The sequence below is a fragment of the Pseudaquabacterium pictum genome, assembly GCF_005403045.1.
In the GTDB taxonomy this organism is placed as follows: domain Bacteria; phylum Pseudomonadota; class Gammaproteobacteria; order Burkholderiales; family Burkholderiaceae_C; genus Pseudaquabacterium; species Pseudaquabacterium pictum.
In genome coordinates this window covers 1-25,745 of the sequence record NZ_BJCL01000017.1, presented here as the reverse complement: position 1 = coordinate 25,745, position 25,745 = coordinate 1, and the positions used below count along the sequence as shown (strand labels likewise).

The 25,745-nt window shown below is 65.5% G+C and carries 22 protein-coding genes; 15 read left to right on the top strand and 7 right to left on the bottom strand.

What is annotated here, in order from left to right:
* The first annotated feature begins 36 nt into the window (after window positions 1-36).
* From FFT10_RS22855 to FFT10_RS22830, 6 genes are read left to right on the top strand one after another with little or no spacing between them, the layout of a single operon-like run.
* Window positions 37-3,843, top strand: coding sequence for a nitrate reductase subunit alpha (locus FFT10_RS22855; protein WP_137735198.1), 3,807 nt, complete (start codon window positions 37-39; stop codon window positions 3,841-3,843).
* A complete protein-coding gene (gene narH, locus FFT10_RS22850; protein WP_137735197.1) occupies window positions 3,840-5,363 on the top strand; it encodes a nitrate reductase subunit beta in 1,524 nt (507 codons plus the stop codon). The genes FFT10_RS22855 and narH overlap by 4 nt, the downstream gene beginning before the upstream one ends.
* Window position 5,364: 1 nt before the next feature.
* Entirely contained in the window at window positions 5,365-6,078 is a 714-nt protein-coding gene (gene narJ / locus FFT10_RS22845) for a nitrate reductase molybdenum cofactor assembly chaperone (RefSeq protein WP_137735196.1), read from the top strand.
* The gene (narI, locus tag FFT10_RS22840) at window positions 6,075-6,800 is read left to right on the top strand and encodes a respiratory nitrate reductase subunit gamma (RefSeq protein WP_137735195.1); all 726 of its coding nucleotides are present in this window, start codon (window positions 6,075-6,077) and stop codon (window positions 6,798-6,800) included. Before narJ ends, narI begins: the two co-directional genes overlap by 4 nt.
* A 46-nt stretch (window positions 6,801-6,846) precedes the next feature.
* On the top strand, window positions 6,847-7,626 hold the full coding sequence (locus tag FFT10_RS22835; protein ID WP_228027258.1) for a peptidylprolyl isomerase: 780 nt from the start codon (window positions 6,847-6,849) through the stop codon (window positions 7,624-7,626).
* 22 nt (window positions 7,627-7,648) lie between these two features.
* Window positions 7,649-8,335 carry a carbonic anhydrase gene (locus FFT10_RS22830; protein ID WP_137735193.1) on the top strand — a complete coding sequence of 229 codons (687 nt, stop codon included), beginning with the start codon at window positions 7,649-7,651 and terminating at the stop codon, window positions 8,333-8,335.
* A 16-nt stretch (window positions 8,336-8,351) separates the two neighbouring features.
* Here the strand turns inward: FFT10_RS22830 and FFT10_RS22825 are convergent, their stop codons facing one another.
* The gene (locus FFT10_RS22825; protein WP_137735268.1) at window positions 8,352-8,756 is read right to left on the bottom strand and encodes a ribonucleotide reductase subunit alpha; all 405 of its coding nucleotides are present in this window, start codon (window positions 8,754-8,756) and stop codon (window positions 8,352-8,354) included.
* A 40-nt stretch (window positions 8,757-8,796) separates the two neighbouring features.
* Between FFT10_RS22825 and FFT10_RS22820 the strand changes: the two genes are divergently transcribed.
* From FFT10_RS22820 to FFT10_RS22805, 4 genes are all read left to right on the top strand, one after another.
* On the top strand, window positions 8,797-9,216 hold the full coding sequence (locus FFT10_RS22820) for a SirB2 family protein (protein WP_174246141.1): 420 nt from the start codon (window positions 8,797-8,799) through the stop codon (window positions 9,214-9,216).
* Between the two features lie 118 nt (window positions 9,217-9,334).
* Complete coding sequence (locus FFT10_RS22815; RefSeq protein WP_306446643.1) at window positions 9,335-11,152, top strand: type IV pili methyl-accepting chemotaxis transducer N-terminal domain-containing protein; 1,818 nt, start codon at window positions 9,335-9,337, stop codon at window positions 11,150-11,152.
* Window positions 11,149-11,820, top strand: a complete 672-nt coding sequence (locus FFT10_RS22810) for a response regulator (protein WP_137735191.1) — start codon at window positions 11,149-11,151, stop codon at window positions 11,818-11,820. Before FFT10_RS22815 ends, FFT10_RS22810 begins: the two co-directional genes overlap by 4 nt.
* A complete protein-coding gene (locus FFT10_RS22805) occupies window positions 11,817-12,398 on the top strand; it encodes a nitroreductase family protein (RefSeq protein ID WP_137735190.1) in 582 nt (193 codons plus the stop codon). The genes FFT10_RS22810 and FFT10_RS22805 overlap by 4 nt, the downstream gene beginning before the upstream one ends.
* Here the strand turns inward: FFT10_RS22805 and FFT10_RS22800 are convergent.
* Together FFT10_RS22800 and FFT10_RS22795 are read right to left on the bottom strand one after the other, a co-directional pair.
* The gene (locus FFT10_RS22800) at window positions 12,389-12,961 is read right to left on the bottom strand and encodes a hemerythrin domain-containing protein (RefSeq protein ID WP_137735189.1); all 573 of its coding nucleotides are present in this window, start codon (window positions 12,959-12,961) and stop codon (window positions 12,389-12,391) included. The two genes, FFT10_RS22805 and FFT10_RS22800, sit on opposite strands and share 10 nt — an antisense overlap.
* A 23-nt stretch (window positions 12,962-12,984) precedes the next feature.
* The gene (locus FFT10_RS22795; RefSeq protein ID WP_137735188.1) at window positions 12,985-13,503 is read right to left on the bottom strand and encodes an RrF2 family transcriptional regulator; all 519 of its coding nucleotides are present in this window, start codon (window positions 13,501-13,503) and stop codon (window positions 12,985-12,987) included.
* A gap of 122 nt (window positions 13,504-13,625) precedes the next feature.
* Between FFT10_RS22795 and FFT10_RS22790 the strand changes: the two genes are divergently transcribed.
* From FFT10_RS22790 to FFT10_RS22770, 5 genes are all read left to right on the top strand, one after another.
* Complete coding sequence (locus FFT10_RS22790) at window positions 13,626-14,864, top strand: NnrS family protein (RefSeq protein ID WP_137735187.1); 1,239 nt, start codon at window positions 13,626-13,628, stop codon at window positions 14,862-14,864.
* Window positions 14,865-14,941: 77 nt separating this feature from the next.
* The gene (locus tag FFT10_RS22785; protein ID WP_137735186.1) at window positions 14,942-15,256 is read left to right on the top strand and encodes a DUF2249 domain-containing protein; all 315 of its coding nucleotides are present in this window, start codon (window positions 14,942-14,944) and stop codon (window positions 15,254-15,256) included.
* Window positions 15,257-15,274: 18 nt separating this feature from the next.
* Window positions 15,275-15,598 carry a ferredoxin FdxA gene (gene fdxA / locus FFT10_RS22780; protein ID WP_054139971.1) on the top strand — a complete coding sequence of 108 codons (324 nt, stop codon included), beginning with the start codon at window positions 15,275-15,277 and terminating at the stop codon, window positions 15,596-15,598.
* Between the two features lie 46 nt (window positions 15,599-15,644).
* Window positions 15,645-17,108: a cytochrome c oxidase accessory protein CcoG gene (ccoG, locus tag FFT10_RS22775; protein ID WP_137735185.1), complete on the top strand. Its 1,464-nt coding sequence runs from the start codon at window positions 15,645-15,647 to the stop codon at window positions 17,106-17,108.
* A 728-nt stretch (window positions 17,109-17,836) separates the two neighbouring features.
* Window positions 17,837-18,535: a VOC family protein gene (locus FFT10_RS22770; RefSeq protein WP_137735184.1), complete on the top strand. Its 699-nt coding sequence runs from the start codon at window positions 17,837-17,839 to the stop codon at window positions 18,533-18,535.
* 15 nt (window positions 18,536-18,550) lie between these two features.
* On the opposite strand, the gene FFT10_RS22765 is transcribed toward FFT10_RS22770, so the two are convergent.
* The 4 genes from FFT10_RS22765 to FFT10_RS22750 form a co-directional block, all read right to left on the bottom strand.
* The gene (locus FFT10_RS22765; RefSeq protein ID WP_228027257.1) at window positions 18,551-20,578 is read right to left on the bottom strand and encodes a methyl-accepting chemotaxis protein; all 2,028 of its coding nucleotides are present in this window, start codon (window positions 20,576-20,578) and stop codon (window positions 18,551-18,553) included.
* 269 nt (window positions 20,579-20,847) lie between these two features.
* A complete protein-coding gene (locus FFT10_RS22760) occupies window positions 20,848-21,507 on the bottom strand; it encodes a trimeric intracellular cation channel family protein (RefSeq protein WP_137735182.1) in 660 nt (219 codons plus the stop codon).
* A 19-nt stretch (window positions 21,508-21,526) separates the two neighbouring features.
* Window positions 21,527-25,366, bottom strand: a complete 3,840-nt coding sequence (locus FFT10_RS22755; RefSeq protein ID WP_162520889.1) for a PAS domain-containing protein — start codon at window positions 25,364-25,366, stop codon at window positions 21,527-21,529.
* Window positions 25,367-25,550: 184 nt separating this feature from the next.
* Window positions 25,551-25,745 (bottom strand): Hpt domain-containing protein (locus FFT10_RS22750; RefSeq protein WP_137735180.1); only part of this gene is annotated, 195 nt, incomplete at its 5' end.

Genomic DNA, 25,745 nt, shown 5'->3' with positions numbered 1-25,745 from the left:
CGCTGACCGCAGACGACATCTTCCAAGGACGACAACATGAGCCACTTTCTGGACCGCCTCACCCACTTCTCGCTGCCCAAGGAGACCTTCTCCGGCGACCATGGCCTGACCACCGGTGAAGACCGCACCTGGGAGGATGCCTACCGCAATCGCTGGGCGCACGACAAGATCGTGCGCAGCACGCACGGCGTGAACTGCACCGGCAGCTGCAGCTGGAAGATCTACGTCAAGGGCGGCATCGTCACCTGGGAAACGCAGCAGACCGATTACCCGCGCACGCGCTGGGACATGCCCAACCACGAGCCGCGCGGCTGCGCTCGCGGCGCCAGCTACAGCTGGTACCTCTACAGCGCCAACCGCGTGAAGTACCCGATGGTGCGCGGACGCCTGCTGGAACGCTGGCGCGCGGCGATGAAGTCGGCGAAGACGCCGGTCGATGCTTGGGCCACGATCGTCGAGGACGACGCTGCCCGCCGTGACTACCAGAAGGTGCGTGGCATGGGCGGCTTCGTGCGCAGCAGTTGGGACGAAGTCAACCAGATCATCGCGGCGTCCAACGTCTACACGATCAAGAAGCATGGCCCCGACCGCGTCATCGGCTTCAGCCCCATCCCGGCGATGAGCATGGTCAGCTATGCCGCCGGCAGCCGCTACCTGAGCCTGATCGGCGGCGTGTGCATGAGCTTCTACGACTGGTACTGCGACCTGCCGCCGGCCAGCCCGCAGGTGTGGGGCGAGCAGACCGACGTGCCCGAGAGCGCCGACTGGTACAACAGCACTTACATCATGGCCTGGGGCAGCAACGTGCCGCAGACCCGCACGCCCGACGCGCACTTCTTCACCGAGGTGCGCTACAAGGGAGCGAAGACGGTGGCCATCACGCCCGACTACAGCGAGGTGGCCAAGCTGGCCGACATCTGGCTGCACCCGAAGCAGGGCACCGATGCAGCGCTGGCCATGGCCATGGGCCACGTCGCGCTCAACGAGTTCTATTTCAAGGAGCGCAGCCCGTACTTCGACGACTATGCGCGTCGCTATACCGACCTGCCGCTGCTGGTGATGCTGAAGGAGCACACCCTGCCCGACGGCACGAAGACCCTGGTGCCCGACCGCTACCTGCGCGCATCCGACTTCAACGGCAAGCTGGGTCAGGAGAACAACCCCGAGTGGAAGACGGTGGCCTTCGACACGAACGGCCGCGCCGTGCTGCCCAACGGCAGCATCGGCTTCCGCTGGACACCTGAAGGCGGCGTCGACCAGGGCAAGTGGAACCTGGAAAGCAAGGAAGCGCGCCACGGCGCCGAAGTGAAGCTGAAGCTGTCCGTCATCGAGGATGGCGAGCAGGCGCACGAAGTCGTCGACATCGGCCTGCCGTACTTCGGCGGCGTGAGCACGCCGCACTTCAAGTCCAACACCCAGAACGGCGAAGTCAACTTCGTCAAGGTGCCGGCCGTGCGCCTGCGCCTGGGCAAGGAAGGCGACCACCGCGAAGCCCTGGTGGCCACGGTGTTCGACCTGCAGGTGGCGCAATACGGCATCGACCGCGGCCTGGGCAGTGGTGCCAAGAGCTACGACGACGATGCCGCCTACACGCCTGCTTGGGCCGAGAGCATCACCGGCACGCCGCGCGACCAGATCATTAGCGTGGCGCGCCAGTTCGCCGAGAACGCGCACAAGACGCATGGCAAGAGCATGGTGATCATCGGCGCGGCGATGAACCACTGGTACCACGCCGACATGAACTACCGCGGCGTCATCAACCTGCTGATGATGTGCGGCTGCATCGGCCAGAGCGGTGGTGGCTGGGCGCACTACGTCGGCCAGGAGAAGCTGCGCCCGCAGACCGGCTGGACGGCGCTGGCCTTCGCGCTGGACTGGATCCGCCCGCCGCGCCAGATGAACAGCACCAGCTTCTTCTACGCCCACACCGACCAGTGGCGCTACGAGAAGCTCGGCATGGAAGAGATCGTGTCACCGCTGGCCGACAAGGCGCTGTATGCCGGCAGCATGATCGACTACAACGTGCGCGCCGAACGAATGGGCTGGCTGCCGAGCGCACCGCAGCTCAAGACCAACCCGATGCAGGTGGTGAAGGACGCCAGCGCTGCCGGCATGGACGCCAAGGACTATGTCGTCAAGGCGCTGAAGGACGGCACGCTGCAGATGAGCTGCGAAGACCCGGACGCACCTCAGAACTGGCCGCGGGTGCTGTTCGTGTGGCGCAGCAACCTGCTGGGCTCGTCGGGCAAGGGCCACGAATACTTCTGCAAGCATCTGCTGGGAACCGAGAACGGAATCCAGGGCAAGGACCTCGGCAAGGACGACGCCAAGCCCAGCGAAGTGAAGTGGCACGAAGAAGGCCCGGTCGGCAAGCTCGACTTGGTGGTGACGCTGGATTTCCGCATGAGCACCACCTGCCTGTATTCCGACATCGTGTTGCCCACGGCCAGCTGGTATGAGAAGAACGACCTCAACACCAGCGACATGCACCCCTTCATCCACCCGCTGAGCGCGGCGGTCGACCCGGTGTGGCAGAGCCGCAGCGATTGGGAGATCTACAAGGGCTTCGCCAAGACCTTTAGCGAGGTCTGCGTCGGCCACCTGGGTGTCGAGAAAGAGGTGGTGCTGACGCCGATCATGCACGACACCGCTGGTGAGCTGGCCCAGCCCTTCGAGGTGAAGGAATGGAAGAAGGGCCAGTGCGAGCTGATCCCCGGCAAGACGGCCCCGCAGATCATGGTGGTGGAGCGCGAATACCCGAACGTGTTCAAGCGCTTCACCGCCCTCGGCCCCTTGATGGACAAGCTGGGCAATGGTGGCAAGGGCATCGGCTGGAAGACCGGCACCGAAGTCGAGCAGCTCGGCCAACTGAACGGCAAGACGCTGACCGAAGGTGTGACCAAGGGCATGCCGAAGATCGTGACCGACATCGATGCCTGCGAGGTCATCCTGCAGCTGGCACCCGAGACCAACGGCCACGTGGCGGTGAAGGCCTGGCAGGCCCTGGGCAAGCAGACCGGGCGCGACCACACGCACCTGGCGCTGTACCGCGAGGACGAGAAGATCCGTTACCGCGACGTGCAGGCGCAGCCGCGCAAGATCATCAGCAGCCCGACCTGGAGCGGCATCGAGAGCGAGACCGTCTCGTACAACGCCGGCTACACCAACGTGCACGAGTACATCCCCTGGCGCACGTTGACTGGCCGCCAGCAGTTCTACCTGGACCACCCGTGGGTGATCGCCTTCGGTGAGGGTTTCAGCAGCTACCGCCCGCCGGTGGACCTGAAGACCACGGCCGGCATCCACAACATCAAGCCGAACGGGAACAAAGAGATCCTGCTCAACTTCATCACGCCGCACCAGAAGTGGGGCATCCACAGCACCTACAGCGACAACCTGATGATGCTGACGCTGAACCGCGGCGGCCCGGTGGTGTGGCTGAGCGAAGACGACGCCAAGCGCAGCGGCATCGAGGACAACGACTGGGTCGAGGTCTTCAACATCAACGGTGCCATCGCGGCTCGGGCGGTGGTGAGCCAGCGCGTGAACCCCGGCATGCTGCTGATGTACCACGCACAGGAAAAGATCATCAACACCCCTGGGTCGCAGATCACCGGCGTGCGCGGCGGCATCCACAACAGCGTGACGCGCATCGTGTTGAAGCCCACGCACATGATCGGCGGCTACGCGCAGTTCAGCTACGGCTTCAACTACTACGGAACCATCGGCACCAACCGCGACGAGTTCGTGGTGGTCCGCAAGATGGAGAAGGTCGACTGGCTCGACACCCCACTGGGCGATGAACGCGCCGAGATCGTGCAAGCACAAGGAGAAGGCGCATGAAGATCCGCGCGCAAGTCGGCATGGTCCTGAACCTGGACAAGTGCATCGGTTGCCACACCTGCAGCGTGACCTGCAAGAACGTGTGGACCAGCCGCCCCGGCGTCGAGTACGCCTGGTTCAACAACGTCGAAACCAAGCCCGGCATTGGCTACCCCAAGGAGTGGGAGAACCAGGACAAGTGGAACGGCGGCTGGATCCGCAAGGCCGATGGCTCCATCGTTCCGCGCCAGGGCGGCAAGTGGCAGTTGCTGATGAAGATCTTCGCCAACCCCAACCTGCCGCAGATCGACGACTACTACGAGCCCTTCACCTTCGACTACGACCACCTGCAGTCGGCGCCCGAGATGCAGCACGCGCCCACCGCGCGGCCACGCAGCCTGATCACGGGCAAGCGCATGGAGAAGATCGTTTGGGGTCCGAACTGGGAAGAAATCCTGGGCGGCGAGTTCAGCAAGCGCAGCAAGGACAAGAACTTCGACGACATCCAGAAGGACATCTACGGCCAGTTCGAGAACACCTTCATGATGTACCTGCCCAGGCTGTGCGAGCACTGCCTGAACCCGGCGTGCGTCGCGAGCTGCCCGTCTGGCTCCATCTACAAGCGCGAGGAAGACGGCATCGTCCTGATCGACCAGGACAAATGCCGCGGCTGGCGCATGTGCGTGAGCGGCTGCCCCTACAAGAAGATCTACTACAACTGGAAGAGCGGCAAGGCCGAAAAGTGCATCTTCTGCTACCCGCGCATCGAGGCCGGCCAGCCCACCGTTTGCAGCGAGACCTGCGTGGGCCGCATCCGCTACCTCGGCGTGCTGCTGTACGACGCCGACCGCATTCAAGAGGCGGCCAGCGTCGAGCATGACAAGGACCTGTACCAAGCCCAGCTCGACATCTTCCTGGACCCGAACGACCCGAAGGTGATTGCGCAGGCACGGCTGGACGGCATTCCGGACAACTGGATGGACGCGGCACGCAACAGCCCCGTCTACAAGATGGCGGTGGAGTGGAAGGTCGCGCTGCCCTTGCATCCCGAGTACCGCACGCTGCCGATGGTCTGGTACGTGCCGCCGCTCAGCCCCATCACCGCAGCGGCGAATGCCGGCCATGTCGGCACCAACGGCGAGATCCCGGACGTCAACCAGCTTCGCATCCCGGTCAAGTACCTGGCCAACCTTCTCACCGCCGGTGACACCGCGCCGGTGGTCCGTGCCCTGGAGCGCATGCTGGCCATGCGTGCCTACCAGCGCAGCAAGCACGTGGACCGCGAGGCCAATCACGCCGCGATCGACCAGGTGAAGATGAGCGTGAACGAGGTGGAAGAGATGTACCGCGTGATGGCGATTGCCAACTACGAGGACCGCTTCGTCATCCCGACCACGCACCGCGAATACGCCGAGAACGCTTTCAACGTGCGCGGCGGCTGCGGCTTCAGCTTCGGCAACGGTTGCAGCGAAGGCACAACCGAGACGAGCCTGTTCGGCAGCGAGAAGAAGCGCACCATTCCCATCAAGGCGGGGGTCTGACATGAGCTTCTTCAACACCACCCCGACGACCGCCACCAAGACGCTGCGCGTGCTCGCCCACCTGCTGAGCTACCCCGATGCCGAGCTGCGCTCCCATCTGCCAGAACTTCAGTCGGCTCTGCACGATGAGGGCGCGCTCAGCGGCGCGCGCCTGGCCGAACTGGACGCCCTGATCACCCGGCTTTCTCGCCGCCGCCCGCTCGACGTGGAGGCTGACCACGTCGAACTCTTCGACCGCGGCCGCGGCACCGCGCTGCACCTGTTCGAGCACGTGCACGGCGACAGCCGCGACCGTGGCCCGGCGATGGTGGACCTGTGCCAGACCTACGAGGCCGCCGGTCTCTTTCTGGCGCCGGGCGAACTGCCCGATCACCTGACGGTGGTGCTGCAGTACGCCTCGACACAGCCCCCTGCGCAGGCCAAGGCCTTCCTGGGCGAGATCGCGCACATCCTGCAGGTGATCTTCAGCGCGCTGTTGCGCCGCGAGGCTGCGCATGCCTGCGTGCTGGCTGCGTTGCTCGACCTGGCCGGCGAGAAGGCGCAGGCCGTTGCTGTGCCGCCTGAGCCCGAGCTGGACGAGAGCTGGGCCGAACCCGTGGCCTTCGACGGCTGCTCCACCCAGGGCCAGGCGCGGCCCGGGCAGCCGCAACCGATTCAGATCGTGCGCCCGCCTGTGCGTCACGTCGCACCAACCGCTCCGGGAGCGTCTTCATGAACACCCTCCACAACTTCGCCTTCAACGTCTACCCGTACCTCTGCCTGGCGGTCTTCTTCATGGGCAGCCTGGCCCGCTTCGACCGTGACCAGTACACCTGGAAGAGTGACAGCTCGCAGCTGCTGCGCAAGGGGCAGTTGCGCTGGGGCAGCAACCTGTTTCACGGCGGCATCCTGTTCCTGTTTTTCGGGCACCTGTTCGGGCAGCTGACCCCGCACTGGCTGTACGAACTCTTCGTCACCGCGCCGCAAAAGCAGTTGCTGGCCGTGGTGGCTGGCGGTGTGGCGGGCCTCTTGTGTTTCATCGGACTGAGCTTGCTGCTGCACCGCCGCCTGTTCGACGACCGCATCCGCCTGACCAGCCACCGCACAGACATCGCCATCTTGCTCATCCTGTGGGTACAGCTGGCCATCGGGCTGTCGACGCTGCCTTCTTCGCTGCACCACGTGTCGGAGCCCACCACGATGCTGCGCCTGGCCGAGTACCTGCAAGGCATCGTGCTGATGCAGCCCAACGCGGCGCTGGTGGCGGGCATCGAATGGCACTTCCAGGCACACATGCTGCTCGGCATGACCATCTTTCTGCTGTTCCCCTTCAGTCGCCTGGTGCATGTGTGGAGCGGCTTCGGCACGCTGGCCTATCTTGTGCGGCCGTACCAGATGGTGCGCGCCCGCCGCCTGAACGTGCCGGTCAATCAAGGCCTGCCCCGTCGCGGCAGTTGAGCCTGCTGCTCCTGAACGTTGCCCACACATGCTGAAAGCCCAGACCATGACCACGTCCACTTCTGTACTTCCCCAGGTCAATGGCGTCGTGCTGTCGTACCCCAACGAAGCGCTGACGACCGAGACCCTCAGGCAGCGGGCCTGTGCCGAGTTGCTGCGCCAGGCTGCCATTGAGGCGGGCCTGCTGGCTGCCGACGATCCGTTGCCCCTGGGCGGCGCCATGACCGAGGCCGCCAGCTCCGCCATCGAGGCCCTGTTGGACCGGGAACTGCATATACCCGAACCGTCAGATGAGGCTTTGCGCCGACACCACGCGGCCCAGCGCGGCCGCTACGCCGTGGGTGAACGTGTGCAGCTGCGCCACGTGCTGTTTGCCGTCACACCGGGCGTGGATGTCAATGCCTTGCGCCAACGTGCCGAGGCCTGTCTGCTGGATGTGCGCTGCGCGTCGACCGGTGGCGAAGACCGCTTCGCCGCAGCGGCGGCTTCCACATCCAATTGTCCCAGTGGTGCGGATGGCGGCGCCTTGGGCTGGCTGACGACCGATGATTGCGCACCGGAGTTCGCGCGCGAGATCTTCGGCAAGCCCGAGGTCGGCGTGTTGCCGCGATTGGTGCACAGCCGTTTCGGGTTGCACGTGGTGGAAGTCAAGGCCAGGCAGCCGGGCCTGGACCCCGCGTTCGAGACCGTGAAGTCGGCCGTGGCGCAAGGGCTTCGGCAGCAAGCCTTTGCCACCGCGCTGCGGCAGTACTTGCAGCTGCTGGCTGGCGCGGCCAAGTTGACCGGTGTGGACCTGGAGGCCGCTGAGTCGCCTCTGGTCCAGTAGCACGGCTCAGCCCCCCCGACCCATGCCCGACGAACTGCTGCAGCGCCTTCAGCGCTTCCAGACGGACGCTTTCCCAGCCCAACGCTCGCACTTCAGGTTGCTGGTCGACGATGGCCAGCACCCGATGACGCTTTTCATCGGCTGCAGCGATTCGCGCCTGGTACCGTACCTGCTGACCGGCGCCGGTCCGGGAGAGTTGTTCCTGGTGCGCAACGTCGGTGCCTTCGTGCCACCGCACGACCAGAGCCAGGGTTTCCATGGAACGGCGGCAGCCATCGAGTTCGCCGTCCTCAACCTGTCGGTCAAGCGCATCGTGGTGTGCGGCCACAGCCACTGCGGCGCCATCCGGGCCTTGTACGGTGATGTGTCACCGGCCGCCAAGCACCTGTCGCAATGGTTGGAGCTCGGGCGCGAAGCAGCTTTGCCCGTGGCCGAGCCGGGCCCCGATGTGCTGCGGCGCACCGAGCAACGCGCAGTGGTGCTGCAGCTGGAACGACTGATGGACTACCCGATGGTGCGAGAGCGCGTCGAATCCGGCGCTTTGGCCTTGCACGGCTGGCACTACGTGATCGAAGACGGCGAAGTCCATGTCTTCGACGTTCAGCGTGGCGGCTTCGTGCCAGCGGCACAGGCCGACAACGCGGGCACCGGGCCGTACGTGGCGCACCAACCCGAAGCGCTACAGGATGATGAGTCCACCCGCTTGTGAGGGGGCGACCGTCCGGTCAGCCCAACTGGACGGCCTCTCCCTGACGGTCGAACGGGATCATGCCGCTCAGGTTGCCGGACTTCACCGCCTCCACCATGCGGGTGAGTGCGGCCTCCACCTGCGTCGAAGCGGGAGCCTGCCTTCCTTGGCCAGACATGGCCGCAGCGAAGACCAGGGCCCAGTCCTGACCCATGGACAAGGCCTCCGCCTGCAACGCGGCGAAGTCCTTCAAGTCGGCAGGGTCCTTGTCCACGCACATCAGCGGTGCCAGCTCGCCGGACTCACCTGCTTCAAAGCGGGCCCGCTGTTCGGCCGTTGCGTCAGGCGGCAGGCTCGCTGCAGCAAACACCATCAAGAGACGCTGCGCGTCGGGTTGCTGCCGAGCGGCCGCCAACAGGTCGTTGAAGTGACTAATTTCCATGGCCCCGAGCTTAGTCGCTTCCGCCCACATGCCGACCACCATGCCTGAGATCGCGCTCTGGTATTCGCCCCTCAAGTCGGCCCATATCGGGCTCGTGCTGGTCAGTGGGGGCCTGTTCGCACTGCGCGGCGCGCTGGTGCTGGCTGGGCAGAGCTGGGCGATGGCCAAGCCGTGGCGGATGCTGAGCTACGGCATCGACACGCTGTTGCTGGCTGCCGGTGTCTCACTCTGGGTTTTGCTGTCGCTGAACCCGGTCGGCAGCCCCTGGCTGGCGGCCAAGCTGCTGTTGCTGGTGCTGTACATCGTGCTCGGTTCGCTGGCGCTCAAGCGGGCAAAGTCACCGGCGGCGCAACGTGCCAGCTACGCCGGGGCCCTGATGGTCTACATGTTCATGGCCTCGGTGGCGCTTTCGCACCACCCGCTGGGGCTTTTGCAGCCATGGTGGACACATGGCGGCTGAAGGCACTCCAAGCCTCGACCGGGCTCGGTCTGTTTCCGGCCTCCAGTACAGTGCGCGCATGCCTCGGTCATGGAGCCTCTCCGCCAAGCTTGGCGCCATCGGGGGCGCCTTGTTGCTGATGGCGTTTGCCTCGATTGGGCTGACGCTATGGGTGACCTGGCAGTTGGAAGGTGGTGCGGCGGCTGTCAATGAGGCCGGCCGCATGCGCATGCAGACCTGGCGCATGGCCCAAACGCTAGCTCGCTCGGACGCGCAACAGATTGCAGGGCTGGCGGCGCAGTTTGACCAAAGCGTGAACGTGCTGCGCACGGGCGATCCGGCACGTCCGCTGCTCGTTCCACACGACGACCTGTCGCAGGAGGCCTTCGCCGCTGTACAGCGCGACTGGCTGGCGCTCAAGGCAAGGTGGACCGAGTTGCCTGGACCGGGTGCCGAACTGTCAGGGCAGCAGGCCGATGCCTTTGTGGCCCGCATCGATACCTTCGTGTCGGCGATCGAGCACCACCTGTCCCGACTGACGGCCATTCTGAATGCCGTTCAGTTCGTGATGGTGGCACTGACCATCGGCAGTGCGATTGCCTTGCTGTATTCGGCCTGGCTGTTCATCTTCAACCCACTGTCCCGGTTGCAGGCCGGGCTGGCCCGGGTGGAGGCGGGCGACCTGGGCGCACGGGTCGACCCAGGCGCCAACGACGAATTCGGCGCGCTCGCGGCCGGCTTCAACCGCATGGCCGAAACCCTGCAGGGCCTGTACCAGAACCTCGAATCCAAGGTGCAGGAAAAGACCGAGCATCTGGAGGCCCAGCGAGCGCGGTTGGCGGCCCTGTACGAGTCGGCCGCGTTCGTGGCGCGTGCCGAGTCGCTGGACGCACTGGCGCAGGGCATTGCCAGGCAGGTGCGCCAGGTGGCCCGCGCCGACGCCTCGGCCGTGCGCTGGTCTGACGAGGCCAACCGCAAGTACCTGCTGCTGGCGTCCGACTGCCTGCCGCAGGCGGTGGTCGACGAAGAGCTGTGCATTCCCACGGGGGACTGCCTGTGCGGTCAGCCCCAGGGCGACGCCACGACACGGGTGATCCCGATCCTGCCGGACGGCCCCGCGTCGCGCCTTGGACACTGCGCCCGGGAAGGCTTCCAGACCGTCATCAGCGTGCCTGTCAGGCTGCACGAGCGGATGGTTGGCGAGCTCAACCTGTTTTACCGCGAACCCAGGGCTTTGTCCGACGACGACCGTGCCTTGCTGGAAACCATTGCCAGCCACCTGGCGGGTGCCATCGAGGGCCTGCGTGCCGCAGCCCTGCAACGCGAGACCGCCGTGGCCGAGGAACGCAGCTTCATCGCGCGAGAACTTCACGACTCCATTGCCCAGAGCCTGGCCTTCCTGAAGATCCAGCTTGGCCTGCTGCGCAGCGACATCAAAAGCACGGATGCCGCCCGCATCGACCGGACCCTGGGCGAACTCGACGCCGGCGTCCACGAAAGTCTCGGCGACGTGCGTGAACTGCTGGTGCACTTCCGCACCCGCACCAACAGCGAAGACATTGCGCCCGCCTTGAAGACCACGCTGCAGAAATTCGAACACCAGACCGGCCTGGCCACCCATCTGGACATCGAAGGCGACGGCATGCCGCTGCCGGCAGACGTGCAGGTTCAGGTGCTGCACGTGGTGCAGGAGGCTCTTTCCAACGTGCGCAAGCATGCGCAGGCGCGAGAGGTGTGGGTGGAAGTGCAGCAAACGCCGCAGTGGCGCGTGGAGGTGCGCGACGACGGCTGTGGCTTCGACCCCGATGGTGCCGGTCCTGACGAGACCCATGTGGGGCTGCGCATCATGCGCGAGCGGGCGCACAACATCGGCGCGACGGTGGAGGTCGCCTCCGTGCCAGGTTCGGGCACTTGCGTGGTGCTGAAGCTGCCTGAGCGTCTGGGGCTGGCCGCATGATCGCCGCACAGCCCATTCGCGTGTTGGTGGTCGACGACCACACTCTGTTCCGCCGCGGACTGATTTCGCTGCTGGCGGGCGATGCACGCTTCCAGGTGGTGGCCGAGGCCGGCGACGCCAACGAGGCGCACCAGCGGGCCGCACAAACCCAGCCCGACGTGATCCTGCTGGACAATCACATGCCCGGCGTCAATGGCGTCGACGCGCTGGCCGGGTTCAAGGCCTCGGCGCCTCAGGCCCGGGTGCTGATGCTGACCGTCAGCGAAGACGAGCGAGATCTGGCAGCGGCCCTGCGCGGTGGCTCCTGCGGCTACCTGCTCAAGACCATGGACAGCGAAATGCTGGCCTCGGCCATCCAACGCACGATGGCAGGCGAATCGGTCGTCAGCCCCGAGATGACGAGCAAGCTGGTCAATGCCTTCCAGACGGGGCAGGGCACTGCCACGCCACCGCCGCCGACCGTCGACACCGACCCCATCCACACCCTGTCGCCGCGTGAGCGCGAGATCCTCGCCCTGATCGCCAAGGGCGCCAGCAACAAGGAACTGGCGCGCGAGCTGAACATCGCCGAAGCCACGGTGAAGATCCACGTGCAACACATCCTGCGCAAGCTGAACCTCAGCTCGCGTGTGCAGGCGGCGGTGTACCTGGCAGGGCGGCAGGGGTGAACGCCGGGGACGAACTGCTGGACCTGCTCGCGCTGCGCTACTCGGTGGGGCCGAAGTATTTGGCGCCGCCTGGGCCGAGCGCAGAGCAGTGGGCCCGCGCCGCGGACCTGTCCTTGCGTGCGCCCGACCATGGCGGTTTGCGGCCGTTCCGGTTTGTCGTGGTTGGTGACAGCCAGCGCGTTGCATTGGCCGGGTTGTTCGCAAGCGGCGCTGAGCAACGTGGGCAGACCGCCGAAGAAGTTGAGCGCGCCCGGGCGCGTGCCTTCAACGGCCCCGGGCTGGTTGCGCTGGTCGCCCGCGTGCGCGACGACGTGCCCGATGTCCCGCCGCACGAGCAGTGGCTGTGCGTCGGCGCGGCGCTGATGAATTTCATGAATGCCCTGCACCTGATGGGCTTCGGTGCCAAGGCGCTGAGCGGCGCTTCGGTGTCCGACCCGGCCGTGCACGCGGCGTTCTGCGGGCCGGGAGAACGGCTTGCCAACTGGGTCATCGCGGGCCGTCCCGTCCGCGCGGCGCATCCGAAGGCCGGGGCCGAAGCATCAGCCGTCATCAGCGGCTGGCGGATGGATCAGGGCTGAGGTGCGATCGCTGCGGTCAGCGCGACAACACCGCGCCGGCTGCGCATGGCCAGGCCGATGCGATCCAGTTCGACATCACTCAGCAAGCGGGTCGCCATGGGCAGCAACTCGGCTTCCTCGCGGGCAATGTGCTGCTCGTACAACCTGACGAAGCCCGGTATGTCGGCATCGGCCAGCGTTGAAGCGGCGCCCTCTGCGACTTGCAACAACTGCTGGCGCAATGAGGCCCATCGTTGTTCGAGCAGGCGGTGATCACTGCATAGCGACGCGGTCAGCTCGCGCAGGCACACCGCATCGGAGCCAGCCATGGACTCCAGCAGGGCGGGGAACAGGTCCTGCTCCTCGTCCTCGTGGTGGTGGCGCGCGGCTGTATCGAAGTAGCGCATGACGGCGCTCGCAGCTTCTTGCGCAGGGCGGTCCGCGCCATGGGTCTGCAGATGTGCGACCAGACGCAGCAGGGTTTCGCACTGGTGCTGCACGCGCCCGTGGCAGGCAGCCAGCATTTCCAGCGGGACTTCAAAGCCGACAGCGGGGGCACTGTGGCCGGGCAAGGTCAGGGCCATGGTGAGATTGCTCCTGTGGGCCTTCAGGCGCTGCGGCCCGGGCGTGAGGCGCGCCGCGAGGTCGGTGGGGCCACCACGGTGGGCAGCTTGCGGACCGCATGCGATCGGTTGGACCTGGCTGTTGTCGCTGACGGTCCTTGCAGGCCTTGTGTCATGTCCGCCAGCGTTGCGCCGTCCAGAGCCTTGAAGTAGCCCGCCAGCGCGTCGTCGAACAGGTGCTTCAGGCGGCAGCTTGGTGACAGCGTGCAGGCGTTGGTGGTGGCGTCGAAACACTCCACCAACCTGAAGTCGGTCTCAGTGGAGCGCACGACATCGCCGATGCGGATGGTCTCGGGCTCGGCCAGCAGCCGCAGGCCACCGCCGCGGCCCCGGGTGGTTACGAGCAGTCCCTGGCGGGCCAGGTCGTTGACGACCTTCATCAGGTGGTTCTTCGACAACCCGTGGTGCTCGGCCAGTTCGCCGATCGTCACCAGGCGGTCCCGGTGCGCCGCGCAGTACATCAGCACCCGCAGCGTGTAGTCGGTGTATTCGGACAGGCGCATGGCAATCCTTAAAGATGCACGCAGTGTATTGCTTTAAGGGCAACGAGTCATTAACATGTACGCATGCTGCATCTTTGGTTCAACAGCTCAGTCCGCAGGCCGCAAGGATGGTGCGCGCGGTCATGACGAAGCCCACATCCGCCATACCCCTGGCCGTCACGGGTGCCCCGCAGGGTGCTGCGGCCGCCGCGTCGAGCGCGCAGTTCCCTTTGCCTGGCTGGCCGCTGTTTCGCCTTGGATTCAGGCCGTTCTACCTGGGGGCAGCCGCGTTCGCCCTGTTCGCGGTGCCGTACTGGATCGCGGGCCTCCTGGGCCTGGTGGCACTGCCTTCGACGATGCCGCCGCTGCTGTGGCACGCCCACGAGATGCTCTACGGCTTTGCGGTGGCAGTGATCGTCGGCTTCCTGCTGACGGCCGGCAAGGCCTGGACGGGCCTGGCCACGCCGCGCGGCGCGACGCTGGCGGTGATGGCGGGGCTGTGGCTGGCAGCGCGGCTCTCCGCCGTGGGGGCACCGTATGCGGTCTATGCCGTTCTGGACGTGGTGCTGCTGCCTTGGGTGGCCTTAGCGCTGATCCGGGTTCTGTTGAAAGCCGGCAACCGGCGCAACCTGCCGCTGGGCGCGATCCTGCTGCTGCTGGCGACAGCGAATGTCAGCTTTCACGCAGCGGTTCTGGGCTGGCTGAACATCGATCCGCTGTGGGCGCTGCACGCCGGTCTGGCGCTGGTCGTGATGATCGAATGCGTGATCGCGGGGCGGGTGATACCGGCGTTCACGATGTCTGCGCTGCCGGGCCGGCAGCTGAAGGTGCCAGCCTGGCTGGAGCGCAGCACGCTGGCAGCGACGGCGCTGTCTCTCGCGTCGTGGGTGCTGCTGTCGGCCAATCCGGTCACAGCGGCCGGCTTCGCCCTTGCAGCGCTGTTGCATGCCGCCAGGTTGTGGCACTGGCAGCCTTGGCGCACCCGTGCCCGCCCCATCCTGTGGGTGTTGCACGCGGCGTACGCTTGGTTGCCAGTCGGCTTCTTGCTGCTTGCATGGGCGCAGCTGGGTGGCGTGGCCGCTTCTGCTGGCATTCACGCCCTGGCGGTAGGTGCCACGGCCGGGCTCATCGTCGGCATGGTCACCCGCACGGCGAGAGGCCACACGGGGCGCCCGCTGAAGGTGTCGCGACTGGAGGTTGCCGCCTACCTGTTGGTGGCGGGTGCTGCCGTCGCCCGTGTGCTGCTCCCCTTGGTGGCGCCGGCACACACATCTGACTGGCTCGTGGTGGCTGCAGCCGCCTGGGCAGCGGCCTTTTCGCTCTACCTCTGGGTCTTCACGCCCTGGCTGCTGAGCAGCCGTCTCGACGGCAAGGACGGCTGAACGTTCCTGTTCCCTCATCGCACTTCCGCCGCGCATGTCGCGCGGCCAGGTGCGCACTTCACTCCTGAAAGGTTCCCATGACTGCAACCCTGATTCAACCCACCTTCGAGCTGGACCTGCGCACCATTGCGCCGCGTGAGCGCCACCCGCTGATCTTCGGTCGCTTCGACGCCCTGGCCACCGGCCAGGCACTGCAACTCGTGAACGACCACAACCCGCAGCCGCTGCGTTATCAGTTCGAAGACCGCGCTCTCGGACAGTTCGAATGGGCCACGCTGGAAGCCGGTCCGTCGGTCTGGCGCATTCAGATCACCCGTATCGCTGACGCCTCCGTGCCTTCGGCGGGCGCGAAGGGCGATTCCTGCTGCTCAGGCGGCGCCTGCTGCGGTTGACATCGCGCTCGCGCAGCGATGACCTTCGTCGTCACCGAAGCCTGCATCCGGTGCAAGTACACCGATTGCGTGGACGTGTGTCCGGTCGACGCGTTTCGCGAAGGGCCGAACTTCCTGGTGATCGACCCCGACGAGTGCATCGACTGCGCAGTCTGCGTTCCAGAGTGCCCAGTGAATGCCATCTATGCCGAAGAAGACGTGCCCACCGGCCAGCAGCACTTCACGCCGCTGAACGCCGAGCTGTCGCGCGAATGGAAGCCGATCACGAAAACCAAGCTCGCGCTGCCGGATGCCGAAGCCTGGAGCAAGATCGAACACAAGCTGGGCGAGCTGAAGCGATGAAAGCCTTGATGCGATGTGACCGCTCGTTGGCCGGCTCGTCCTGAGCATGGCAAGTTCCCGGAAGGTCATTCCCATCGCGCCGGTATCGGGTGCGAGCAACGACGGCGAGCAGTTCGTCTCGATGTACCAGAAGCAGGCGACCATCTACCCGCGTGCGGTGAAAGGCTGGTTCGCCACCTGGCGCTGGGTCTTCGTCTGGCTGACCCAGCTGCTGTTCTACGGCCTGCCGTGGCTGCAGTGGGGCGGCCGCCAGGCGGTGCTGTTCGACCTGGACGCCCAGCGCTTCTACATCTTCGGCCTGCTGCTCTATCCGCAGGACTTGATCTTCCTGGCGGCGCTGCTGGTGCTGTCGGCGCTGGCACTGTTCTTCTTCACCGCCGTGGCCGGCCGGCTGTGGTGCGGCTACACCTGTCCACAGACGGTCTACACCGAGATATTCATGTGGGCCGAACGCCAGATCGAGGGCGACCGCATCGCGCGCATGCGGCTGGACCAGGCGCCCTGGGGCGCTAACAAGATCCTGCGCAAGGGCGCCAAGCAGGGCGTCTGGATGGCCATCGCGCTGATCACTGGCTTCAGCTTCGTCGGCTACTTCACGCCGATCCGGGAGCTGGCCGCCGCTGCAGTGGCCCTGGACATGTCGGCGTGGAACGCCTTCTGGGTGCTCTTCTACGGCGCCGCCACCTACGGCAACGCGGGTTTCCTGCGTGAGCAGATGTGCAAGTACATGTGCCCCTACGCCCGATTCCAGAGCGCCTTGATCGACAAGGACTCGCTGGTCATCGCCTACGACGCCGGGCGCGGCGACCCCCGGGGCTCGCGCTCGAAGAAGACGAACGCCGCCGCGCAGGGACTGGGCGACTGCATCGACTGCACCTTGTGCGTGCAGGTTTGCCCCACGGGAATCGACATCCGAAATGGGCTGCAGAACGAGTGCATCGGCTGCGCTGCGTGCATCGACGTGTGCGACGACGTGATGGACAAGATGGGCTACGCCAAGGGGTTGATCCGCTATTCCACCGAAAACGGTGTCGTGAACGGCTGGACGCGGCTGCAGATGTTCAAGCGTGCGCTGCGGCCGCGTGTCCTGGTCTACGGGGCCGTGCTCTCCGCGGCCAGCATTGCCTTCGCGGCCAGCGTGGCGATGCGCAGCCCGTTCAAATTCGATGTGGTCAAGGACCGTGGCGCGTTGGCGCGTGTGGTGGAGGAGGGCGCCGTCGAGAACGTCTACCGCATCCAGATCATGAATCGCACGGAGGCCCCGCAGACCTATCGGGTTGCCGCCTCCGGGATCGATGGATTGGAGGTCTTGGCAATGCCGGCCAGCGCCGGCCCGGCTGCCGTGGCGTCGATGCCGGTCAGCCTGCGCTTGCCCTTCGCAGTGGCGCAAGGGCTCGCAGGCCGGTCGGTGCCCGTGGTGTTCGAGGTCAGGGGCGTGGAGCGCAGCGCGGGGACCGGCACAGAATCGGTCGTCCAATTCGAGAAAGCGACCTTCTTTGTCCCTCGCTGAAGCGCGCTGGTCCGTCAGAGGCTACGTCCTTCGCTTGACCTTTCGTGCGCGCTTCTATCCTGGACGTGATGCAGCCGCAAGAAGGTTGGCACGATCTTGACGGCATGCGTTTTCAATACACTCTCCTTACAAGGGCCTGGGGCCCGACTCTAGCCGGGGCACTTTGCCGAGAAAGTTGCCGCTCCGCCTCTTGGATCTCCAAGGCAGGACCAGGGCAGGCGACCGCTTTGCCCAGTCTCACGTGGCTGCTTTGGGTCGACCTCGATCGGTCGTCTCGGCTTCATGATCGTCAGGTCCTTCGGCAAGCTGACAGTCCGGCCATATACGTCGCTCAAGCGAAGCACTGAAGCCGCTCGTCGCCGTTGGTCGGGGCCCCTACTAGACAACGACGGAGGACTCGGCGTATTGACCCCCGCACGGGCTGGCAGCGGCCTCTTGGGTGACAGCGTGTCGCGCACCTGTAGCGCCTGGTGGCGAAGACTCAACGGATTGACCCTTGGCCCTCTTGATGCCGCGCGACTGCTGGCCGCCGCCGATGGACGGGGCCCCTAGGCAGACACAAGGTCGCCGCTGGACTTGTGCTTGCCAAGCAGATAGCCTTCCCTGTAGGCGAACTGCTGAGATCCCATGCGGCAGATTTTTCTTGCCGGAAGAGAAACTGTAAGCCTACGACTCAACGCCTCTCTTCCAAAGGGTGTCGCACCTCACTCGCAATCCGCCCGGCGTAAATGACATTCCGCCTCGACCACATCTTCGTCTGCACATCGATTGGCGCCCCGGAGGCACAGGCACTGCTCGATGCCGGCCTCGTTGAGGGAAGTGGCAATGTGCATCCAGGCCAAGGCACTTCCAACCGTCGCTTCTTTTTCGAGTACGGGTTCCTCGAGCTCTTGTGGGTGCACGACGAATCGGAAGCAACCTCCACCCGCACCCGGCCGACTCGTCTTTGGGATCGTTGGTCAATGCGAGGCGGACAAGCCAATCCGTTCGGCATCTGCTTCTCGCCGCAGTCTGAAGTCGATCTCTCTTTGCCGTTTGCTTCCTGGGCTTACGAACCGGTCTATCTGCCCAAGGGCAAGCGGATCTTCTTCGCCCAAGCAGCTGCCCTGTCCGAGCCAGAACTCTTTGTGCTGGGGTGGCCGCAGCCAGCAGCCGCAGCGTCCCCACAACCGCGTGCGCATGGGCTGCCGCTGAAGTCAATGCTCGAAGTGTCGGTTGGCCTTTCAGATACTGATGACCCTTCCGAGCCAATGCGTGCAGCACGAGACTCCGGATTGCTAAAGGTCCACAGGTCGGCCCGGCCGGAACTTGTGATTGAGTTTTCCTCACCCCACCATATCGACCTGCACGTTCCCAGTCTGGCAATCACCTTGCATGGTCGCCCTGGCAGCACAGCCGCACCAGTGCGATCCGCCCTGCGGCAATGACTCGGCGACGAGTGCCTAGAGCCCGCGCTTAGCCCGGGAAAGGATGGTCGCGACCTCGGTCGACGCCCGGGCGAACTGCGATCCCGATCCGATCAGGCGTTCGGCTTCCGCGTAGTGCCCGGCATTGATCTGCCTGGCGACCGAGCCGGCCGTCTGGTGGAACTGGGCATGCTTCCTCGTCAATTCGACAAAGGATGGCCGCGAACCCCACTGGGCGCCACCAGGGCCGTGAATCCACTTGCCCAGTGGGCACTGGTCATCGCGACAGATGGTGTCGCTGTCCAGCTTCTCGCGCTCCGCGATCGCCTTGCGCAGTTTCACCTTCCACTGGCGGTGCGCCTCGATGGCCTTGTCAAAGTCAAAGTTGGTGACGGGGCCGGAGGCGTCCGCGAGGGCGAGCTCTTCCGGGATCTTGAATCGCGCCACTTCGTCGGCCAGCGTGTGAGCCTGTTCCTTCATGGCGGAGGCTGCCGCGGCGGTTTGCTCCACCATGGCCGCGTTCTGCTGGGTCATGCGGTCGAGCTCCTGAACGGCCTGCCCGATCTGACCAACACCCAAACTCTGTTCGCGCGCGCCCGAGGCCACGTCATCGAGCAGCCGGTCCACGCGCTGGGATGACGACACGATCTCCTCGATCGTCGTCCCAGCGCCTCGCACAACCGTCGTTCCGGTCTCGACCTGTTCGAGGCTGCTCGCGATCAGAGCCTTAATCTCACGCGCAGCTTGCGCGCTTCTTTGCGCCAGCACCCGCACCTCGCTGGCGACCACAGCGAATCCGCGCCCTTGATCGCCTGCACGGGCAGCTTCCACGGCCGCATTGAGCGCAAGGATGTTGGTCTGGAAGGCAATGCTGTCGATGGTGCCGGTGATTTCGCCGATCTTCGATGACGAGGCGCGGATCCCGTCCATCGTTCTCACCACATCGCCCATCACCCGACCCCCGTCGGACGCCGTCTGGGCGTTGTGGCGAGCCACGCGCGACGCCTCCTGCGTGTTCTCGGCGGTGCTCTTCACCGTCGAGGCGATCTCTTCCATCGACGCCGCCGATTGCTCTAGGTTGGCCGCGGCCTGTTCCGTGCGGGCTGACAGGTCCAATGCGCCCGAAGCGATCTCGCTGCTCGAGTGGACGATTTCGTCGCTGGAGCGGCGAACGCGCAGGACCATACTGCGCAGCGAGTCCTGCATGTCCCGGAGCTCGAACATCAGTTGGGCTGCCTCGTCGCCACCCCAGGGGGAAGGCGAGGTCGTGAGGTCACCCTGCGTCATGGCGCGAAGGTGGCGTCGCGTCTCGCGCAGGCCACCGTTCATGACCCGGTAGAAGCACAGGAACAGATAGGCGGCGAACATCAGCGACGCCACCACGATGCCCGTGGTCCACTCGGCCTTCTTCAGGGCCGCATCACGCAGGTCGCCGGTGTACACGCCGGAGCCGACGACCCACCCCCAGGGCTCGAAGCCCATCACGTACGACACTTTGTCCACGGGACGGTCGCTTCCGGGCTTGGGCCACTGGTAGGCCACGAAGCCCTTGCCACTTTCTCGCACCTTGACGACAAACGCCTTGAACAGCGCCAGACCGTTGGGATCCTTGACATCGCCGACATCCTTGCCGTTCAGATCCGGCTTGATGGGGTGCATGAGCACCCGCGGCTGCATGTCATTGACCCAGAAATACTCCTTCTTGTCGTAGCGCAGTTCCGAGAGCGCCTGCAGCGCCATCTGCTGCGCCTGATCCCGTGGCAGTTTCCCGCTGGCCTCCTTGGCCTGGGCCCACCGGATCAAGCCGTGCGCGACCTCCACGTGTTGCCGGGTCGCCTCCATCCGTGCCTCGAGCAGCTGGTCGTACTCCGTCACCTGCTGCCATCCCAGCACACCAAGGAAGGGCAACGTGAAGGCCAGAGAGATGATCAGCGCCTTCGCCGAGAAGCGCAGGCGACGGAACAACCGCACGCCCGGCGCCCACACGCCGTGGTGCGCAAAGAAACCGTCGGCGTTGCCGCGGTCCTTGTCGTTCCGGGTTGGCAAGGTTCCGAGGGAAGACAAGACTGCTGACATATTGGGTTTCGATCCGGCTGCTGAGGTTCGGGAAGGCGACGGCGCACTGAAGCGGCGCTGCCCGCGGCTTCCCCCACAGCGCACTCCCCCTTTATCGGCAGCACCGAGTTGGTGCTTGAGCGGAATCACGTTTCCCCAGATTCACGAGTCCTCTTTGCGTGGGAGAAAGTCGTGACCTGTGCGGCCCAAGCTGCGGCAAGTCCAGGTGCTGCCGCGGAGCGCAGTGGGCTACCGGGTGCCAGCTGCTTCGCCGGGTATCACCGGTCGGCGGTGTCTCCGGTCGACCACTGTGGCAGCGTGTAGCCGCTTGCGAGCGCGAGAACGCGCAATCCGGCCGCGACGGCGATCGCGACCACCAGGCCCACCCACGCCGGTGCCTGCAAGGCCTGCGCCCCCACCAGAATCCAGCCACCGAAGAATGAGCACACGGCATAGGGCCGGTGATCGCTGAAAGCGCTCGGAATCTCGTTGCACACGATGTCGCGCAGCACGCCGCCGAACACTGCGGTCACCACACCCATCAAAACGGCCACGATGGCAGGCATGCCCGCCTGCATCGCGACCTGCGTCCCACCGGCGGTGAAGAGACCCAGGCCCACAGCGTCAGGCCACTGCATCGCGCGCTCGGTGGGGGCAAAGTGACGTGCCCGCATGAATGCCATGGCGGCGATGCACAGGGCCAAAAGCGCCCAGAGCCACGAGGCGTGTTCGACCCAGAAGAACGGGCGACGGTCCAGCAACACGTCGCGGAGCGTGCCACCTCCGAAGGCGGCCAGCCCCGCCACGACGCAGACGCCGACTGCGTCCAACTTCTTGCGCGCGGCTGCAATCAGTCCCGACAGCGCAAAGGCCACGGTCGCGCATGCCTCGATGAGCGTCAGGGCGAGGGTCAGCGTGTTCGAAGAAGGTTCGTTCATGGAACCGGCGACCTTCGCCTCAACCCGCTGGCTTGCTGAGCCAGCGCAGCAGACAGGCATAGAGCAAGGCAGGTTCGACCGGCTTCGACAGGAAGTCGTTCATCCCGGCGTCTTCACAGTCGGCCCGGCTCTCACTCAGCGCATCGGCGGTGAGTGCGACGATGGGCGTGGCGGCGCAGCCGGGCGGGTTCCGCAGCGTGCGTGTTGCGGACAGTCCGTCGAGCCGGGGCATCTGCACATCCATCAGCACCAGGTCGTAGTGGTTCGTCTCGGCCAAGGCAACGGCCTCGAGTCCATCCTCCGCACAGTCCACCGAGAAGCCAAGGAGGTGCAGCAGCGACGATATGACCTCCCGATTGACGGCGTTGTCTTCAGCGACCAGCACCCGAGTTCCCGGGAACCGTTCTCGGAGTTGGTCCTCCTCGTTCCCCTGGCCTTGCAGTTCGGAGAACCCAGTGTCCGTTCCTTCCGCTTGCTGCAGCCGCACCGTGAACCAGAAACGACTGCCCACGCCCTCCCGACTCTCGACACCCGCCGTGCCGCCCATCAGTTGCGCGAGCTGCCTCGTGATCGCGAGGCCCAGCCCGGTCCCGCCTTCGGTGCGGCCGACGGTACGCACCTGCTCGAACGCGTTGAAGAGCCGGGGGAGCGCTTCGGCCGGGACGCCGATGCCACTGTCGCGAACGCTGAAGCACACCAGTACACCCTCTGCCGATTCTTCAAGGGCCTCGGCTCGTATCGCGACAAAGCCCCGTTCGGTGAACTTCACGGCATTGCCGACCAGGTTTAAGAGGGCCTGCCGGATCCTCGTCACGTCGCCGTGCAGCCTTCGCGGCAGCCCATCGTGTTCAACCGACAGGCGCAGGCCCTTGCGCGACGCCGAATCCGCCACCATCGAGTGCACGAGGTCCAGCAAGGACTTGACGACGAAGTCCTCGCCTTGGAGCGATACCGCACCAGCCTCGATCTTGGACAGATCGAGGATGTCGTTGATCAGTGCCAGAAGGTGCCTGCCCGCAGTTTCCACCTTCTCGACGCGATCGAGTTGTTCCGGGGTCAGGGTGGTGCGCTTGAGCAGGTAGTTCATGCCGAGAATCGCGTTCATCGGCGTGCGGATCTCATGGCTCATGTTCGCCAGGAACGTGCTCTTCGCGCGACTGGCCACGTTCGCCTCATCGCGCTGGCTCCGCGCTCCGAATGCCTGCAGGCTGATGGACAGGTTCTGGGCCAGTTCCTGCAGCACGCCCACCGTCGATTCATCGAAGGCCTCCGCGCTGGCGGCATAGATCATCAACGCCCCCCTCGCATGCGAGGCGCTGACGATGGGCAGCGCGACGCTGCAGTGCAGGTACCATTTCAAGGCGGCTTCTCGCCACGGCGCCGCGTCTGGTCGGGTCGCGAAGTCGAGGTTGACCTGAGTGGTCCCGGTCGCAATGGCCCGCCCGGTTGGGCCACGCCCTGTCGGCTGCGATGGGTCCCAGGTCACCGTGACCGCATCGAGATAGTCACTGGCCTCGCCTGCCCTGGCCGCCTTTCGCACGGACTTTGCCGCATCGTCTTCCGCGAATCCGATCCAGGCCAGCTTGAAGCCGCCCACGTCGACGATGGTCCTGCAGAGTTCGGCAAGAAAACGCTCCTCGTCGGTGGACTGCAACGCCAGCGCGCTGCAACGGCTCAGCACGAGCAGTGTGCGATTGACCTGCTCAAGCTTGAATTCGGCTCGCTTGCGCGAGGTTATGTCACGTGCCAGCACGATGAACCTTGGCAGGGCATCACCTGCCGCCGATCGGCGCGACACCGAGAGTTCGAACCAATTCTTACCCTGCGCCAGGGGAAGCGCGAGTTGCTGGCCCCATGAGTGGCCTGTCGTCGCGGCTTCGAGCAGGGCCGAGTAGACGATGCTGCTGGCTTCGCGGGGCAGCACCTCGGCGACCGTCTTGCCAAGGAGGTCCTCCGGGGCCGCGGCCAGCAGTTCGGGCTGCGGCGCGTGGACGGTGTAGTAACGCCCATCCAGGTCCACTTCGAACATCAGATCCGGGATCGCCTCCAGCGTCGCGCTCAGTGACTCTCTCGCCTGACGGCTTTCCTGCTCCGCGTACTTGCGTTCGGTGATGTCCGCGACGGTCACGACGATCTGGGCGATCTGACCTTGGCTGTCGAACAGCGGAAACGCATTGCACAAGCCCCAGGCCGGTCGCGGCAAGTCCGATCGCTGAATTCCGAGCAGGAGGTCCTGGACGGGCTGGCCCGACGCCAGCACGCGGCTCACCGGGAAGTCCTCGATCGGCACGGGCGACATGTCTTCGCGCAGCAGGCGCCAGAACGGATCCATCGACACCTTGCCCAGCAATTGATCCTCCGACAACCCGAGGATCCGGCACGCGGCTGCGTTCACTTCGACGAGCGTGGTGTCGGCGTTGTGCACCAGGACGCCGGAGCGCAGATTCGCCAGCAAGGTGCGCAGCCGCTGCTCGTTGCGGCGCAATGTCTCGCTCGCGCGGTAGGAATCGGTCACATCACTGAACACGAGGACCACGCCTTGAACCTTCCCGTCGGACGAGCGTATTGGTGCTGCGCTATCGGCGATCTGGAACTCGCGCCCATCCTTGGCCAGCAACAGCGTGCCGTTGGCCAGGCCGACCACCTCTCCTCGTGCGATGACCTGGTCGACCGGATCCTTCACCGGCTGTCGCGTCTCGCTGCTGACGATGTGGAAGACGTCGATCAGCGGCCGGCCCCGTGCTTCGGCCAGAGTCCACCCTGTCAGCCGCTCCGCGGCAACGTTCATCCGGGTGATCGATCCCTCTGCGGTCGTTGCAATGACCGCATCCCCGATAGATTGCAGCGTGACCGCCAGGTTTTGTTCGTTCTCGCGCAACGCCGCTTCACCGGCCATCCGTGCAGTCATGGCGCGAGCCAGGTGCACCGACAGGCTCCACAACAGCAGCGAGCCTGCTAGCCATGCCATCAGGGCCAGCAGCGAGAGCCGGCGCCACTGGGCCAGCATCACGTCCTTGGCCTGGCCAACGACGATCACGAGCTCGGGCTCCACCGAGAGCCGGCGATAGGAAAACAGCCTCATCTGGCCATCGAAGGAACTGGCTTTCTCGAAGTCGCCTTCGGACTTGACATCCATCGGCTCCGTCACGATGCGAAGCTCGGGATTGGGTTGCCCCATCATTCGGTCGACCAGCGGGCTCCGCATGAGCAGGGTGCCGTTTCGGCGGATCAGCGCGATGGTGCCGCCCTCGCCGAGGTCGATGGAGCGCCACAGCTGGTCGAAGTAGGGCGGTTCGACCGCCGCGACGATGACGCCACGAAAGTTGCCTGCGCTGTCTCTCAGGGCTCGGGTGGCACTGATCAGCCATCCGCCTGTGGTTCGGCTGCGCACCGGATCAGCCAGCTGAAACCCGGCCTCCGGCGTCTTCAGGTAGGCCTGGAAGTAGGGCCGGTCGGCCAGGTTGAGTCCGATGTTGCCGACATCCGAATCAAATCGGATGTGCCCGTCGGCATCCAGGATCCACATGGCACGAAGCAGCGGCAACTGCTTGATCTGGTCGCGGAGCAGGAGCCTGCCGGAGTCCTCGCTCACGACGCCCCTGGCCTGCAGCGTCAGGAAGGCCGCTGCTGCCAGTTCCAGCCGCTGGTCGACCACCTGAAGGCTTCTGGACGTCTGCTCTTCAACGATGCGGGCGAACGACCCGTTGAGCTTGCGGCTAGCCTCGACGGAGCCGTTTCGGAACACGACGATCCCGAAGAGGATCGCCACGAGCACGCCAACGCTGGTGCCCAGCGCCAGGAACAGGACGCGTCTGGCCGGACCAGGCTGTCGCAGCAGCTTTGATATCGATGCGCTCATGTCCCGGAACACCCCTGAAAAGCCCCTGCATGGTCCAGGATATCGCTTCTTACGGGTCATGGCGGCGTGGAAGAGCCGACGCCACGGGCGGGAGGAACGCACTTTGGGGCGTGCCTTCGGCCGGCGGCCAAACGATTCGGTGTCCGTCGCGCCCTCCGCCGGGCACCGGGGTTCAGCGTGGCCGTCAGTCCGCGGCGCTCGCCGCTACGGTCTCTGCAAAGCGCCGTTGTGCGGCCTGCAGGCGCTGGAGCATTGGCGCTAGCGCAGCCGCATCGAGTTCGCCGCGGCGCAGGGCGGTTTCGATGCGTCCCGCCTCGGCTGCCAGCGCCAACGCGCCGACCTGACCGGCGCTGGACTTCAGCGAGTGGACGCCACGCTG

What these genes read in the sequence shown, in the direction of transcription:
- FFT10_RS22825 (WP_137735268.1), bottom strand. Translation starts at nt 8,756, where the DNA reads ATGGAAATTAGTCACTTCAACGACCTGTTGGCGGCCGCTCGGCAGCAA.
- FFT10_RS22770 (WP_137735184.1), top strand. Translation starts at nt 17,837, where the DNA reads ATGACATTCCGCCTCGACCACATCTTCGTCTGCACATCGATTGGCGCC.
- FFT10_RS22810 (WP_137735191.1), top strand. Translation starts at nt 11,149, where the DNA reads ATGATCGCCGCACAGCCCATTCGCGTGTTGGTGGTCGACGACCACACT.
- FFT10_RS22815 (WP_306446643.1), top strand. Translation starts at nt 9,335, where the DNA reads ATGGCGTTTGCCTCGATTGGGCTGACGCTATGGGTGACCTGGCAGTTG.
- FFT10_RS22790 (WP_137735187.1), top strand. Translation starts at nt 13,626, where the DNA reads ATGACGAAGCCCACATCCGCCATACCCCTGGCCGTCACGGGTGCCCCG.
- FFT10_RS22760 (WP_137735182.1), bottom strand. Translation starts at nt 21,507, where the DNA reads ATGAACGAACCTTCTTCGAACACGCTGACCCTCGCCCTGACGCTCATC.
- FFT10_RS22785 (WP_137735186.1), top strand. Translation starts at nt 14,942, where the DNA reads ATGACTGCAACCCTGATTCAACCCACCTTCGAGCTGGACCTGCGCACC.
- FFT10_RS22835 (WP_228027258.1), top strand. Translation starts at nt 6,847, where the DNA reads ATGACCACGTCCACTTCTGTACTTCCCCAGGTCAATGGCGTCGTGCTG.
- narH (WP_137735197.1), top strand. Translation starts at nt 3,840, where the DNA reads ATGAAGATCCGCGCGCAAGTCGGCATGGTCCTGAACCTGGACAAGTGC.
- FFT10_RS22800 (WP_137735189.1), bottom strand. Translation starts at nt 12,961, where the DNA reads ATGGCCCTGACCTTGCCCGGCCACAGTGCCCCCGCTGTCGGCTTTGAA.
- FFT10_RS22795 (WP_137735188.1), bottom strand. Translation starts at nt 13,503, where the DNA reads ATGCGCCTGTCCGAATACACCGACTACACGCTGCGGGTGCTGATGTAC.
- narI (WP_137735195.1), top strand. Translation starts at nt 6,075, where the DNA reads ATGAACACCCTCCACAACTTCGCCTTCAACGTCTACCCGTACCTCTGC.
- FFT10_RS22830 (WP_137735193.1), top strand. Translation starts at nt 7,649, where the DNA reads ATGCCCGACGAACTGCTGCAGCGCCTTCAGCGCTTCCAGACGGACGCT.
- fdxA (WP_054139971.1), top strand. Translation starts at nt 15,275, where the DNA reads ATGACCTTCGTCGTCACCGAAGCCTGCATCCGGTGCAAGTACACCGAT.
- FFT10_RS22755 (WP_162520889.1), bottom strand. Translation starts at nt 25,366, where the DNA reads ATGAGCGCATCGATATCAAAGCTGCTGCGACAGCCTGGTCCGGCCAGA.
- narJ (WP_137735196.1), top strand. Translation starts at nt 5,365, where the DNA reads ATGAGCTTCTTCAACACCACCCCGACGACCGCCACCAAGACGCTGCGC.
- FFT10_RS22855 (WP_137735198.1), top strand. Translation starts at nt 37, where the DNA reads ATGAGCCACTTTCTGGACCGCCTCACCCACTTCTCGCTGCCCAAGGAG.
- FFT10_RS22820 (WP_174246141.1), top strand. Translation starts at nt 8,797, where the DNA reads ATGCCTGAGATCGCGCTCTGGTATTCGCCCCTCAAGTCGGCCCATATC.
- ccoG (WP_137735185.1), top strand. Translation starts at nt 15,645, where the DNA reads ATGGCAAGTTCCCGGAAGGTCATTCCCATCGCGCCGGTATCGGGTGCG.